The organism is Streptomyces sp. NBC_01288, from assembly GCF_035982055.1.
In the GTDB taxonomy this organism is placed as follows: Bacteria; Actinomycetota; Actinomycetes; order Streptomycetales; family Streptomycetaceae; genus Streptomyces.
In genome coordinates this window covers 1,160,984-1,174,084 of the sequence record NZ_CP108427.1, presented here as the reverse complement: position 1 = coordinate 1,174,084, position 13,101 = coordinate 1,160,984, and the positions used below count along the sequence as shown (strand labels likewise).

Below are 13,101 nucleotides of genomic sequence, written 5' to 3'. Positions count from 1 at the left end.
AGGGCTCTTGCTTTCTTGAGAGGTGCGGGTGTGTCGCTTGTGTCGAAGGTCAGTCGAGGGCGCCGAGGACGTTCTGGTCCCAGTCGATCACCGAACCGGTGACGACTCCGGACCGGTCGGAGAGCAGGAACACGACGAAGTCGGCGATCTCGTCCGGTTGGCCGAGCTTGCCCATCGGCAGCCGGGACGCGGCCTGCGCGACCCAGTCGTCCCCGGCGCCGTGGAAGGCCCGCTGGACGGCGTCCTCGCCCTCGGTCGCCGTCCAGCCGATGTTGACGGTGTTGATCCGGATCCGGTCGAAGCGGTGCGCGTGGGCGGCGTTGCGGGTGAGCCCTGCCAGTCCGGCCTTGGCCGCGGAGTACGGAGCGAGGAACGGCGGCCCGCCGTGGGCGCAGTTGGAGCCGATGTTGACGACGGTGCCCGGTGCTTCGCGGGCGGTCATGTCGGCGACCGCGGCCTGCATCGCGAAGAACGGTGCCTTCAGGTTGATCGCCATGTGCTGGTCGAACAGCTCCGGTGTGGTGTCCAACAGCGAGCCCCGCGAGGTGAGTCCGGCGGAGTTCACCAGGCAGTCGACGCGGCCGTGCGAGGCGATCACCTCGGCCACCGCACCCTTCGCCTGCTCGGGGTCGGACAGGTCGGCCCGGACGAAGGTCGCCTTGGCGCCCGCCTCGGCGAGTTCGGCCACCAGGGCATCACCGGGCTCGGCACGGCGACCGGTGAACGTCACCACCGCCCCCTCACGCACCGCCGCCCGGACGATCGCGGCGCCGATGCCCTGGCTGCCGCCGTTGACGAGGACGACCTTGCCGTCGAGGAGCCCCGTGAGCCCTGTACGTTCCGTGGATCCCATGGTGTCCTTCAGCTCTCGCGCCGCTCGGCACCGGCCCGCAGTTCCCCGCGCAGCGCCTGCGGGGCCCACCCCTCACGCACCGCGCGGCGTACGAGGTCGGCCTGCGAGGGCGGGGCCAGCCCCTCGACCGGCGGGTCGTTGTCGAGGTTGGTCGGGAACGGGTAGCCCTCGGCACTCGCCGCGACGACCGTGTCCAGCCACTCCTCGCCCACGCCCTCGGCCTTCCGCTTGAGCAGGACCGGGAAGACGGCGTTGGTGACGGCCTCGCGGTCCACCGTCTCCATGGCCCGCCCGAACGCGGACGACACCTGGAGCAGGTTGGCCATGCGCCGCACGTCCGCCGTGCGGTTGGTGCCGGCCGCGTGGAAGAGCGCCGGGTTGAAGAACGCGGCATCGCCCTTGGCGAGCGGGAGTTGGATGTAGTGCGACTCGAAGTAGGCCTGGAATTCCGGGAGTCGCCACGCCAGATAGCCCGGCCCGAACTTCTGGGAGTGCGGCAGGTACATCGTCGGCCCCGACTCGACCGGCATGTCGCAGTGCGCGACCGCCCCTTGGAGCGTGAGCACGGGGGAGAGACGGTGCACGTGCGCCGGGTACTCGGCGGCGACCGCGTTCGTGAGGAACCCGAGGTGGTAGTCGCGGTGCACGGTCTGTGCCTCGCCGCTCGGGTGGACCACGTTGATCTGCGAGGTGACCTGGTAGCCGGGACCGAGCCAGGCGACGGACACCAGGGCCAGCATGTCGTTCGCGTAGTAGTCGGCGAACACCTCGGGGTCGTAGAGCGCGGCCTTCTCCAGCGCGTTCCACACCCGGTCGTTGGCCCCGGGCTTCGCGAAGTGGTCCCCGGCGCCCGCACCCGAGGCGCGCTGCTCGGCGATCAGAGCCTCGAAGACCCCGGTGGAACGGTCCACCACCGACAGATCCGGGAAGGCGCCCTGAAGGACCACGATGCCGGGCCCCTCGGCGAACGCCCGCACCAGCTCGGCCTGCACCTCGCGGCGCTCGCCGGCCGCCACGGACTTGCGGAGCCGGTCGCTGTCGTAGACGAGGACGTTCCGCTCGACCGAGGACGCGTACGGGAAGTCGGCGAGGTCGGTCGGCTGCTCGACGAGGGTGCGGAAGGCGTCGAGGTCGCAGTCCTGCTCGGTGAGCCAGGCGCGGGATTCTGCTGATGTGAAGGACATCGTCGTCCCCTCGGGTCACGGAGCGGTGCGGTCCTGTCATTCTTGTCAGTACAAACCCATCGAACAACCAGCAGCCGACCATCAAAAACCCCTCAAGGAGACGACCGGTGGGACACCCCTTCCCGATCCGGGAAATCGCACGTCAGGCGGGTCTCAGCGAGGCCACCGTGGACCGTGTCCTGAACGGCAGGGGCGGGGTCCGCGAGAGCACGCAGCGTGAGGTGCGCCAGGCCATCGCCGATCTCGACCGGCAGCGCACCCAGGTCAGGCTCGTCGGCCGTACGTTCATGATCGACATCGTGATGCAGACGCCGGAGCGCTTCTCCACCGCCGTACGGAACGCGCTGGAGGCCGAGCTGCCCGACCTGCACCCGGCCGTCGTGCGCTCGCGCTTCCACTTCCGCGAGACCGCGCCGGTGAAGGAGCTGGTCGGGACCCTGGACAGGATCGTGCGGCGCGGTTCACAGGGCGTGATCCTCAAGGCGCCGGACGTCCCCGAGATCACCGCCGCCGTCGGCCGGCTCGTCGCCGCAGGCATCCCCGTCGTCACCCTGGTCACCGACCTGCCCGCGAGCGCCCGCCTGGCCTACGTCGGCATAGACAACCGGGCGGCGGGCGCGACCGCCGCCTACCTCATGGGCCAGTGGCTCGGCGACCGCGCCGGCAACATCCTCACCAGCCTGAGCAGCGGTTTCTTCCGCAACGAGGAAGAACGCGAGATGGGCTTCCGCAGCACCATGCGCGCCCGCTACCCGGAACGCGTGCTGGTGGAGATCACCGAGGGCCAAGGCCTGGACGCCACCCAGTACGAACTCGTCCGGGCCGCCCTCAAGCGCGACCCGGACATCCGCGCGGTCTACTCGATCGGCGGCGGCAACATCGCGACCCTGCGCGCCTTCGCCGACCTGGGCCGCGAGTGCGCCGTGTTCGTCGCGCACGACCTCGACCACGACAACACCCGGTTGCTGCACGAACAGCGGCTGTCCGCCGTCCTCCACCACGACCTGCGCCAGGACGTCCGCGAGGCCTGCCGCATCGTGATGCGCGCCCACGACGCGCTGCCGCCCGCGGGCCCGACCCTGCCGTCCGCGATCCAGGTCGTCACGCCCTACAACCTGCCTACGACACCGCCGCGTTGACCCCGTCTACAGGTTGATCGCGTACGCCTTGCGCAGCGTCTCGTGCACGGTCCACGTCGTACGGTCGCCCTCGCGCAGCACGGCCATGTCCCCGGGACCGACCGTCAGCGTCTGGCCGCCCTCGACCTCGATCGTGGCCGAACCGCTGATCACGACGAACAGCTCGTCCGCCTCCGTGTCGGTGACCACACCCGGCGTGATCTGCCAGATCCCGCGGACCCGCTTGCCGTCCTCGGACTCCCACACGACCTTCCCGGTGACCTCGGGCGTACCGGACACGATCTGCGCCGGATCGAGCGGCTCGGGTTCGAGTTCGGCGTCGGGGATGCGGACTACGAAACTGTGCGTCATGCCGCGACCCTAGCCGGGATGGACCGGTCCAGGCGTGGACACTGTGTGAGGTATCGGCCCAGGTCGGAGGACACTTCGTCGCGGAGTGGCGGCCAGGACGACGCCGGGTGATCGTGGAGGGCATGGCGCAGACCACGGCAGCCGTCCCCGAACCACACCCACAGCCGCACCCGCACGCAACCCGGGAGAACATCCTCTTCGGGGGCGTCTACGGCTCCGTCCTCGCCTGCTCGATGGTCGCCGCGCTCACCCAGTACGGCCACACCGACAGGGGCAGCCGCCGCTACGACGCCCTGTGGCTGCTGGTGACCGCCGCCGCCTCGGCACTCGCCCACGGGTACGCCCACTACATCGCCGAGCGTGCCCCGCACCGCCGCTGGGACGCCCTGCGCACCCTGCGCGACGAGTGGCCCCTGGTCGCCGCCGCGCTGCCGACCGTTCTGCTGCTCGCCGGGGCCGGCTGGGGCTGGTGGCCCGCGAACGGCGTCGAGTACGCGGCGTTCGTCCTCAACATCGCGCTGCTGTTCTGCCTGGGGCTGGTCACGGCCCGCTGGTCGGCGCGGAGTTGGGCGGCGGCCGTGGCCATCGGGGCGGTGGACGCGCTGCTCGGGGTGGTGGTCGTCGTGGCCAACGCCCTGATCAAATAACGCCGTTCGGCCTGCCTACGAGATGCCTTGGTAACCGCGCAGCTTGCGGTACAGCGTCGCCCGCCCGATCCCCAACGCGGCAGCCGCCCGCGCCTTGTTGCCCCCGTGCCGGCGCAGCGCCGCCAGGATCGTCGTGCGTTCGGCGTGCTCCATCGGGCTGAGCCGCCGGGCCGAGGGACCCTCCCGCACGGGATCGGGCAGCTCGGCCCGCCGCACGGGGCCGGTGACCCGCCGGTGTTCCGCCAACGCCCTGACGACATGGGCGAGTTCTGTCACGTTCCCGGGCCAGGGATGCTCCTCCAGGGCCCTGAGCGCGTCCAGGGTCCAGGTGAGCGGCGGCTGCCCCACGGCCGGGCGGGGCGCGAGCACCGGCAGCAACTCCCGTACGTCCTCGGGGCGTTCACGCAACGCGGGCACGGTCACCGACCGGGCCGCCAGGGTGTCCAGCAGTCGCTGGAAACACGGGCCCGGGGGAGTGCCGGGCGTATAGGTGACCAGCAAATACACGTCGGGGTGTTCGTCGAGCAGGGAGTTGAGCGCGGCGACGTCCGGCTGGGCCAGCCGCTCGGCGTGCCGCAGGAGGAGCGGGCGGCCGTCGGCCAACTCGCTGTACTTGACGCCTAGTTCGGGCGACTCGGCGGCATCGGCGACCAGCGGCACGGTCCCGCCGAGCAGTTCACGGGCGAGCGCGGTCTTGCCGCTGCCGCGCTCGCCGGTCAGCAGCAGCGGCTCGGGAACCCGGGCCAGCTCCACCGCCCGGGCGACCGCGTGCCGCCAGGGCACCGAACCACCCGCGAGCGCCAGCGCGGGGTGCGGCACGAGACGCGGCACGGGCGCCTCGGCAGGGCGCGCTTCGAGTACGGCGACGATCCCGAGGACGCGGCCCTCATGCCGTACGGGAGTGATCTCCGCGGTGCACCCGGCACCGTCGGGGAGCGTCAGGTCGTAGGACTGCTCCTGCACCGGGCGGCTTCCGGGGGCGTGGGACCGTTCCACGGCGGGACCGCGCCCGGCGTCGGTCGGCCGCTCCGGGCTGGGACCGCGCCCGGTGTCGTAGGACCGTTCCACGACGGGACCGCACCCGGCGTCGGCCGGCCCCTCCCGGCTCGGACCGCCCCCGGCGTCCTTGGACCGTTCCACGACCGGACCGCCCCCGGCGTCGTTGGACCGTTCCACCACCGGACCGCGCCCGGTGTCCTGAGGCCGCCGTGAGCCGTGGGGCGGTCGTGCGCCGGAGGCTCGCTCGCTAGTGCCGGACCGTTCCAGCGCGGCCAGTACCTGAGGTGTCGCGAGCCGTACCGCGGCCTCGCTGACGATGCGGTTGCGGCCGTCGAGGGCGACGACCGCGCGGGCCGGGGTGTGGGCGGCCGCCCGGGTGTAGGCGTCGAGGAGCACCCGTTCGGCGGTGCGGGAGCGGGCGAGCAGTTCCGCTTCGACCGCTGTGGCCGTCGCCTCGGCGAGGGCGGCTCCGGGGTGCGGGCCGCAGCCGGCGCACAGGGCGGACGCGACGGTCACCGTGCCCAGTACCTGCCCGGAATCCGGGGCGAGCAGGGGCACGCTCACGGCGGACACGTCCTGCCACACGTCAAGGAAGTGCTCGGGGCCGTGCACCTCGGCCCGGCGCCGGGTGCGCAGGGCGAGGGCCGCGCTGTTGTGACCCACCTCCGGCTCGGACAGATCCCGGCACCGGTCGTCGCCGGGCACCTCGCCCGTGGTCCACAGCACCCGCAGACGCTCGTCCGTGAGGAGCATCGCCGAGTGGCCGAGCGCCGGCGCGATGCGGTCCAGCACGGGTCGCGCCGCCTCCAACAGGGGGGATTCGGCGGGCGGTTCGGGTTCGTGGACCGGTCCATCGAGGTCATGCCGTACGCCGAAGAAGCGGGCGCGGCGCCAGGCCGCGAGGACCTCGTCGGGGACGTCGTCGGGCAGCGGGCGGCCGCTCAGGAACCGCTCGCGCGCCTGGCGCAGCGGGGCGAGGGCGGGGGTGTGATCCAGGGTGGTCATGACGCCTCTCACCGTATCGGGCCCGTGGCGGCGGCCGCCGAGGGGCTGTAACTGTCTCGTAATGAGACACCCGCGCAGGTCCGGCCCGCATCATGATCGTGAAGAGTCGGTGCCTTTCTCACCTCTGCCTCACCTCTGCCTCACCCTGTCCCAACCTGCCCCACCTCCGTCGCACCCCTGCCTCACCCCTGGAGCGTCCCGCCGTGCACGTTGTCGAGACCGACGTACTGATCGTGGGCAGCGGCCCGGCCGGAGCGTCCGCCGCGCTGGCGCTGAGCACCTACGGCGTGCCCCACATCGTCGTCACGCGCTATTCGCGCCTCACCCGGACGCCCCGCGCGCACATCACCAACCAGCGCACCATGGAGGTCCTGCGCGACCTCGGCGTCGAGGACGAGGTGCTGGCCCAGGCGACACCGCAGAACCTGATGGGCAACACCACGTTCTGCACCAGCCTGGCCGGTGAGGAGCTGGGCCGGATCCGCTCCTGGGGCAACGACCCGCTCGTCCAGGCAGCCCACGAACTGGCCAGCCCGACCCGCATGTGCGACATGCCGCAGCACCTGATGGAACCGGTGCTCATCGACGCGGCGCTCGCGCGCGGCTCCAACGTCCGCTTCAGCACGGTCTACAAGTCCTTCGTCCAGGACGAGGACGGCGTCACGGTCACCGTCGAGGACCGGCTGCGCGGCGACGAGTACCGGATCCGCGCCAAGTACCTGATCGGCGCCGACGGCGGACGCTCGCAGGTCGCGGAGGACGCCGGGCTGCCGATGGGCGGTCAGATGGGGGTCGCGGGCAGCATCAACATCGTCTTCGACGCGGACCTGTCGAAATACACCGCGCACCGCCCCTCCACCCTCTACTGGGTGCTCGCCCCCGGCGCCACCGTCGGCGGCATCGGCGCGGGCCTGGTGCGCTGCGTCAAGCCGTGGAACGAGTGGCTGATCGTGTGGGGTTACGACGTGAGCGCCGGCGCCCCCGACCTCACCGAGGAGTACGCGCTGTCCGTCGTACGGCAGTTGGTCGGCGACGACGAGATCCCGGTGACCATCAAGTCGTCCTCGGCGTGGACGGTCAACGAGTTGTACGCCGAGACCTACGTCAACGGCCGGGTCCTGTGCGCCGGTGACGCCGTGCACCGCCACCCGCCGTCGAACGGGCTCGGCTCCAACACGTCGATCCAGGACGCCTACAACTTGGCGTGGAAACTGAAGCTGGTCCTCGACGGCACCGCCACGCCGAAGCTGCTCGACACCTACGACGCCGAACGCGCCCCGGTCGGCAAGCAGATCGTCACCCGCGCCAACAAGTCTATCGGCGAGACCGCCCCCATCTTCGAGGCGCTGGACGGCCTTTCCCCGCAGACGCCCGAGCAGTTGTGGGCCAACATCGAGGCCCGCAAGGACGCCACGGAGGCGGCGGCCAAGCAGCGGGCCGCGTTGCGCGAGGCGATCGCGTTCAAGGTGTACGAGTTCAACGCGCACGGCGTCGACCTCAACCAGCGCTATTCCGCGGAGAGTTCGACCGCGGTGGTGCCCGACGGCACGCCCGACCCCGGGTTCGAACGCGACCGCGAGCTGTACCACCAGCCCAGCTCCCGCCCCGGCGCCAAGCTCCCGCACGCCTGGATCACCGCCGGCACCCGCACCGTCTCGACCCTCGACACGGTGGGCAAGGGCCGCTTCACCCTCCTCACCGGCATCGGCGGCGAGGAGTGGGTGCGCGCGGCGCAGGCGCAGTCCCTGGACATCGGCACGGTCGTGATCGGCCCCGGCCAGGAGTACGACGACCCGTACGGCGACTGGGCCCGCCTGAGCGAGGTGTCCGACGGGGGCGCCCTCCTCGTCCGCCCCGACGGCTATGTCGCATTCCGCCACGCCGACGCGGCCGAGAACGCCGAACAGTTGCTCACGGACGCGTTGCGACGCATCCTCGGGCACGGCTGACATTTCACACAGGGGCAGTTCGCGCAGGATAGGGAGCCGCAATGACCACTGACGTCACCGTCACGGACGAGGCCGTCGCCAGTCTGGAGGGGACGGCCGATCCCCGCCTGCGTGAACTGCTGACCGGCCTGATCCGGCATCTCCACGCGTTCGCGCGGGAGACCGGCCTGACCCAGGCGGAGTGGGAGCGGGCGATCGGCTTCCTGACGGAGACCGGGAAGATGTGCACGGACACCCGGCAGGAGTTCATCCTCCTCTCCGACGTGCTCGGCCTGTCGATGCTGGTCGAGACGATCAACGGCGACAGGGCCGCCGGTTCCACCGAGTCGACGGTGCTGGGCCCCTTCCACATGACCGAGTCCCCGGTCCGCGAACTCGGCGCGAACATCGACCTGGTGGGCGGCGGCGAGCCGTGCGTGGTCAGCGGCCGGATCGTGTCCGGAGACGGCACTCCGCTCCCCGGCGCGGTCCTCGACGTGTGGCAGGCCGACGGCAACGGCTTCTACGACGTGCAGCGCCCCGACCTCCAACCCCCGGGCAACGGACGGGGGTTGTTCACCGCGGACGCCGAGGGCCGCTTCTGGTTCCGCACCTGCGTACCGAGCCCGTACCCCATCCCCACGGACGGCCCGGTCGGCGAACTCCTCAAGGCGACCGGCCGCCACCCCTACCGCCCTGCCCACATCCACTTCATCGCCTCGGCCGAGGGCCACTCCCCGGTCACCACGCACATTTTCGTGGCGGGCAGCGACTACCTCGACTCCGACGCCGTCTTCGCCGTCAAACAGAGCCTCGTCGAGGACTTCACCCCGACCGACGACTCGTCCCTGGCAAGGGAGTTCGGCATCGCCAACCCCTTCCGCCACGCTCGCTTCGACCTCGTCCTGGACCGCGCGTGAAGAACTTCCTGGACTTCGCCTACGACGCCCAGCCCATGCGCGTCGTGTTCCGCCCCGGCGCCGCGCTGACCGCGACCGCCGGGGAGGCCGAACGGCTCGGCCTGCGGCGGGTGTTGGTGCTCTCCGGCGCGCGGGGTGCCGACACCGCGCAGGCGGTCGCCGACTCGCTGGGGGAGGTGTGCGTCGGGGTGCACGCCGAGGCGAAGATGCACGTTCCGGTCGAAGTCGCGGACCGCGCGGTCGAGTTGGCGCGCACGCTGGGCGCCGACGGCTGCGTCGCGGTCGGCGGCGGCTCGGCGGTCGGCCTCGGCAAAGCGATCGCCCTGCGCACCGGCCTCCCACTGATCGCCGTCCCCTCCACCTACGCCGGCTCCGAGATGACCCCGGTCTGGGGCCTCACCGAGAACGGCGCCAAACGCACCGGCCGCGACCCCGCCGTCCTGCCCCGGAGCGTCGTCTACGACCCCGAACTCACCCTGGAACTCCCCGTACCGCTCACGGTGACCAGCGGCATCAACGCCATCGCGCATGCCGTGGAGGCCCTGTACGCCCCGGACACCTCGCCCGTGATCGCCCTCATGGCGGAGGAGGGCGTAGGGGCGCTGGCGGGCGCGCTGCCCGAACTGGCCGCCGAGCCACGGTCGTTGGAGGCCCGGAGCCGGGCCCTGTACGGGGCGTGGCTGTGCGGTTCCTGCCTCGGCGCCACGACCATGGGCCTGCACCACAAGCTGTGCCATGTGCTCGGCGGCACCTTCGGCCTGCCGCACGCGGAGACGCACACGGTGGTGCTGCCGTACGTGCTGGCGTACAACGCGCCCGCCGTACCGCTGACGGCCTCCGTCGTGGCCCGCGCGCTGGACGCCGACGACGCACCGCGCGCTCTGTGGGACCTGGCGAGGCGGCTCGGCGCACCGCGCTCGCTCGCCGAACTCGGCCTGGAGGAGAGCGACTTGGCGACGGCCGCCGCACAGGCGGTGAGCCAGGCGTACGCCAACCCCCGGCCGGTCACGGAGGACGGGGTGCTCGCGCTGCTGTACGCGGCGTACGAGGGAACTCCCCCCGTGTGAACGGCCTTTCGGTGGTGCGCGCGGTCAGTGGTTCGTGCGGACGCCGTCCAGTGCGATGGCCAGGACGCGGTCGCGCTGGGCGTCGTCCACGAACGTCGTGCCGGTGATCCCGGCGGCCATGCGCAGCAGGTCGTTGAAGTCCATGTCCGTGCGGGCCACGCCCGCCTTCTGCGCGCGCTCGAACAGCGGGCCGCCCGCGGAGAACATCGAATCACGGCAGGTCCCGAAGATCTCCGAGTCGTTCTCCAGCGCCTGGCGCACCGCCTGCTTGGTCGTCACGTAGCCCGCGAAACGGTTGAGCCACGCGGTCAGCGCCTCCCACGGCTCCCGGTCGGCGACGTCCAGGGCGAACTGGCACAGGGCGTTCACCTCGCTCGCGTAGACGCTCTCGAAGAGGGCCCGGCGGGTCGGGAAGTTGCGGTACAGCGTGCCGATGCCGACGCCCGCGCGCCGCGCGATGTCCTCCAGCGAGGCCTCCGAGCCGTGCTCCGCGAAGGCCTCGCGGGCCGCGGTCAGCAGGGCGTCGTAGTTGCGGGCGGCGTCCTTGCGGTGGGGTCTCTGGGCCGCGACGATCTCGCCGACGGGGAACGGCTGGGCCGTCACGGGTGCCTCCCTGGGGTGGGCCCGGTTGAACCGGAGGTGTGCCTCCGTTATGGTGGAGGGGTACCTCCACTTTAGCAGTGTGGGCGCGTTCCGCCGTAGTGCCATGCGCGGGCGCACCCCCGTTCGCTTGTTCCGGAGAGGCTCTCGATGCCCCGCAAGTCCTCCCGCCTCACCTTCGCGGTCCTCGCGACCGGTGCGGGCGTGTTCTCCATGCTTCAGTCGCTGATCGCGCCGGCCCTGCCGACCGTCCAGCACGCGCTCCACACCTCCCAGTCCACCGCGACCTGGGTGATGACGGCCTATCTGCTGTCCGCCTCGGTCTTCACCCCGATACTCGGCCGCGTCGGCGACCTGGTCGGCAAGAAGCGCACCCTCGTCGCCGTCCTCCTGGCGGTGCTGGCCGGCTGTCTGGTCGCCGCGCTCGCCCCCAACATCGGCGTCCTGATCATCGCCCGGGTCGTCCAGGGCATCGGCGGCGCGCTGTTCCCGCTGTCCTTCGGCATCATCCGGGACGAGTTCGACGCGTCCCGGGTCCCCGGCAGCATCAGCAACCTGTCCGCCGTGATCGCCGCGGGCGGTGGCGTCGGCATGGTGGCCGCCGGTCCCATCGTGACCGCGCTCGACTACCGCTGGCTGTTCTGGTTCCCCGTCGGCATCGTCGCCGTCACCACCCTCATCGCCGTGCGCTACGTCCCCGAGTCGCCCAACCGCGCCCAGGGACACGTCAATTGGCTCGGCGCCGTACTCCTCTCGGGCTGGCTGGTCGCCCTGCTGCTCCCGCTGAGCCAGGCGAGCATCTGGGGCTGGGGCTCCGTGCGGGTCGTCGGCCTGTTCGCCGCCGCCGTCGTCCTCTTCGCGGCCTGGCTGCTCTCGGAGGCCCGCTCCCGCAGCCCGCTCATCGACCTGAAGGTGATGCGCCTGCCGTCCGTGTGGACCACCAACACCGCCGCGCTGCTGTTCGGCGCGGGCATGTACGCGATCTGGTCCTTCCTGCCCGGCTTCGTCCAGACCCCCTCGTCCGCCGGCTACGGCTTCGGCGCCAGCGTCACCGCGTCCGGACTCCTCATGCTCCCGATGCTGCTCGCGATGTTCGTCTCGGGCGTGCTCAGCGGCCGCCTGGAGCCGATCGTCGGCGCCAAGGCCCTGCTCACCACCGGCGCAGCCCTGGGCGCGGTCGCCTGCGCGATCCTCGCCCTCTGGCACGACCAGCAGTGGCAGATCGCCCTGGTGGCAGGCATCTTCGGCCTCGGCATCGGACTCGCCTTCGCCTCCATGGCCAACCTCATCGTCGGCAGCGTCCCGCCCGAGCAGACCGGCGCCGCCACCGGCATGAACGCCAACATCCGCACCATCGGCGGCTCGATCGGCGCCGCGGTCACCAGCGTCCTGGTCACCGGCCACCTCCAGCCGTCCGGCCTGCCCTACGACTCCGGGTACACCCACGGGTTCACGCTGCTGGCGGTGCTGCTCCTCGGCGCCGCGCTGGCCGCGCTCCTGGTGCCGCGCCGGTCCGGCCGTAGCGGAGGAACGACCGTCGGCGGCTCCGGGTCGGCGCTCCTGAAGGCGGAGGAGGAGGCGTCGGTGATGGCTCCCGGCGCCCTCAACTGACGTGGCCGGTATGCCAGCATGAGGTGATGATCGAAAAGAGCGCACGGGGTTCCGGCGGGGAACTCCTGGACGTACGGCGGCTCCGGTTCGTCGAGACCGCCGCTCCTCGGCTCACGCCCGAGGAGCGGCTGGCGATGGACCAGGTGTGGGACGCGAAGGTACGGGACAACCCGAGTTTCTTCGACGGGCCGGTCCTGGTGTGCGCGGGCACCCGGCGGGAGGGACCGGACGACCTCACCGTCTCCTGGGTGAGGACGACGTACCGCCACTTCGCCCTCCGCCGCGTCCCGTTCTCGACCTCGTGGCTGCCGTCGTTCTTCGTCTCCGTCCTCCAACCGGCCGACGACGGGCGCCTGTTGGTGGGCCGTATGTCGAACTCGACGGCGGCACCGGGACGTTGGCAGTTGCCGGGCGGCTCGCTCGAACCGCCCGAGGGGGACGAGCCGCTCGACATGACGGCCCTCCGCCGGCACGCCGCACGGGAGTTGATCGAGGAGACCGGCATCGACACCCCGCCCGACGACCTCACCTTCTGGAACGTGACCCGTGCCGGAAACGGCGGCATCGGTGTCCTGTTCCGTGCCCCCTCCCTCCCGGAGGCGCGACTGCGCGAGAGGTACGAGGCCATGGCGGCGGCGGAGCGGGCCCAGGGCCGCGAACCGGAGCTGGACGACATCGCCCTGATCCACTCGACGGCCCAACTCCCGCTCCTGGTGGGCCCGCACGCGGACTACCTGGAGCCGATCGTCCGCCGCCACGAGACATCGGGCGGCGCGGAACGGGCGTAACGGGTGTCT

12 protein-coding genes are annotated in these 13,101 nt (G+C 71.7%); 7 read left to right on the top strand and 5 right to left on the bottom strand.

Annotation, left to right across the window (positions count from 1 at the left end; all coding sequences use genetic code 11):
- Window positions 1–49: 49 nt before the first annotated feature.
- Together OG194_RS05310 and OG194_RS05305 are read right to left on the bottom strand one after the other, a co-directional pair.
- A complete protein-coding gene (locus OG194_RS05310; protein ID WP_327399669.1) occupies window positions 50–853 on the bottom strand; it encodes an SDR family oxidoreductase in 804 nt (267 codons plus the stop codon).
- Between the two features lie 8 nt (window positions 854–861).
- Window positions 862–2,037 (bottom strand): phytanoyl-CoA dioxygenase family protein, encoded by a 1,176-nt coding sequence (locus OG194_RS05305; protein WP_327399668.1) that lies wholly within the window; start codon window positions 2,035–2,037, stop codon window positions 862–864.
- Between the two features lie 107 nt (window positions 2,038–2,144).
- Here OG194_RS05305 and OG194_RS05300 point away from each other — a divergent pair, with 107 nt between their 5' ends.
- Complete coding sequence (locus tag OG194_RS05300) at window positions 2,145–3,176, top strand: LacI family DNA-binding transcriptional regulator (protein WP_327399667.1); 1,032 nt, start codon at window positions 2,145–2,147, stop codon at window positions 3,174–3,176.
- A 6-nt stretch (window positions 3,177–3,182) separates the two neighbouring features.
- Here the strand turns inward: OG194_RS05300 and OG194_RS05295 are convergent, their stop codons facing one another.
- A complete protein-coding gene (locus tag OG194_RS05295; RefSeq protein ID WP_327399666.1) occupies window positions 3,183–3,527 on the bottom strand; it encodes a cupin domain-containing protein in 345 nt (114 codons plus the stop codon).
- A gap of 122 nt (window positions 3,528–3,649) precedes the next feature.
- Here OG194_RS05295 and OG194_RS05290 point away from each other — a divergent pair, with 122 nt between their 5' ends.
- Window positions 3,650–4,174 (top strand): hypothetical protein, encoded by a 525-nt coding sequence (locus OG194_RS05290; RefSeq protein ID WP_327399665.1) that lies wholly within the window; start codon window positions 3,650–3,652, stop codon window positions 4,172–4,174.
- A gap of 15 nt (window positions 4,175–4,189) precedes the next feature.
- Here the strand turns inward: OG194_RS05290 and OG194_RS05285 are convergent, their stop codons facing one another.
- A complete protein-coding gene (locus OG194_RS05285) occupies window positions 4,190–6,178 on the bottom strand; it encodes a helix-turn-helix domain-containing protein (protein WP_327399664.1) in 1,989 nt (662 codons plus the stop codon).
- Window positions 6,179–6,381: 203 nt separating this feature from the next.
- On the opposite strand from OG194_RS05285, the gene OG194_RS05280 reads away from it, so the two are divergent.
- From OG194_RS05280 to OG194_RS05270, 3 genes are read left to right on the top strand one after another with little or no spacing between them, the layout of a single operon-like run.
- On the top strand, window positions 6,382–8,127 hold the full coding sequence (locus OG194_RS05280; protein WP_327399663.1) for an FAD-dependent oxidoreductase: 1,746 nt from the start codon (window positions 6,382–6,384) through the stop codon (window positions 8,125–8,127).
- A gap of 41 nt (window positions 8,128–8,168) precedes the next feature.
- Complete coding sequence (locus OG194_RS05275; RefSeq protein ID WP_327399662.1) at window positions 8,169–9,026, top strand: intradiol ring-cleavage dioxygenase; 858 nt, start codon at window positions 8,169–8,171, stop codon at window positions 9,024–9,026.
- Window positions 9,023–10,093 (top strand): maleylacetate reductase, encoded by a 1,071-nt coding sequence (locus OG194_RS05270; RefSeq protein ID WP_327399661.1) that lies wholly within the window; start codon window positions 9,023–9,025, stop codon window positions 10,091–10,093. The genes OG194_RS05275 and OG194_RS05270 overlap by 4 nt, the downstream gene beginning before the upstream one ends.
- Before the next feature lie 24 nt (window positions 10,094–10,117).
- Here OG194_RS05270 and OG194_RS05265 read toward each other — a convergent pair whose 3' ends face one another.
- Complete coding sequence (locus OG194_RS05265; protein ID WP_327399660.1) at window positions 10,118–10,696, bottom strand: TetR/AcrR family transcriptional regulator; 579 nt, start codon at window positions 10,694–10,696, stop codon at window positions 10,118–10,120.
- A 147-nt stretch (window positions 10,697–10,843) separates the two neighbouring features.
- Here OG194_RS05265 and OG194_RS05260 point away from each other — a divergent pair, with 147 nt between their 5' ends.
- Both OG194_RS05260 and OG194_RS05255 read left to right on the top strand, forming a co-directional pair.
- Window positions 10,844–12,304 carry an MFS transporter gene (locus OG194_RS05260; RefSeq protein WP_327399659.1) on the top strand — a complete coding sequence of 487 codons (1,461 nt, stop codon included), beginning with the start codon at window positions 10,844–10,846 and terminating at the stop codon, window positions 12,302–12,304.
- 26 nt (window positions 12,305–12,330) lie between these two features.
- Window positions 12,331–13,092 carry an NUDIX domain-containing protein gene (locus OG194_RS05255; protein WP_327399658.1) on the top strand — a complete coding sequence of 254 codons (762 nt, stop codon included), beginning with the start codon at window positions 12,331–12,333 and terminating at the stop codon, window positions 13,090–13,092.
- The last annotated feature ends 9 nt before the right edge of the window (window positions 13,093–13,101 follow it).

Coding starts and splice junctions, on each gene's coding strand:
- OG194_RS05290 (WP_327399665.1), top strand. CDS start 3,650: ATGGCGCAGACCACGGCAGCCGTCCCCGAACCACACCCACAGCCGCAC.
- OG194_RS05305 (WP_327399668.1), bottom strand. CDS start 2,037: ATGTCCTTCACATCAGCAGAATCCCGCGCCTGGCTCACCGAGCAGGAC.
- OG194_RS05255 (WP_327399658.1), top strand. CDS start 12,331: ATGATCGAAAAGAGCGCACGGGGTTCCGGCGGGGAACTCCTGGACGTA.
- OG194_RS05285 (WP_327399664.1), bottom strand. CDS start 6,178: ATGACCACCCTGGATCACACCCCCGCCCTCGCCCCGCTGCGCCAGGCG.
- OG194_RS05295 (WP_327399666.1), bottom strand. CDS start 3,527: ATGACGCACAGTTTCGTAGTCCGCATCCCCGACGCCGAACTCGAACCC.
- OG194_RS05260 (WP_327399659.1), top strand. CDS start 10,844: ATGCCCCGCAAGTCCTCCCGCCTCACCTTCGCGGTCCTCGCGACCGGT.
- OG194_RS05275 (WP_327399662.1), top strand. CDS start 8,169: ATGACCACTGACGTCACCGTCACGGACGAGGCCGTCGCCAGTCTGGAG.
- OG194_RS05310 (WP_327399669.1), bottom strand. CDS start 853: ATGGGATCCACGGAACGTACAGGGCTCACGGGGCTCCTCGACGGCAAG.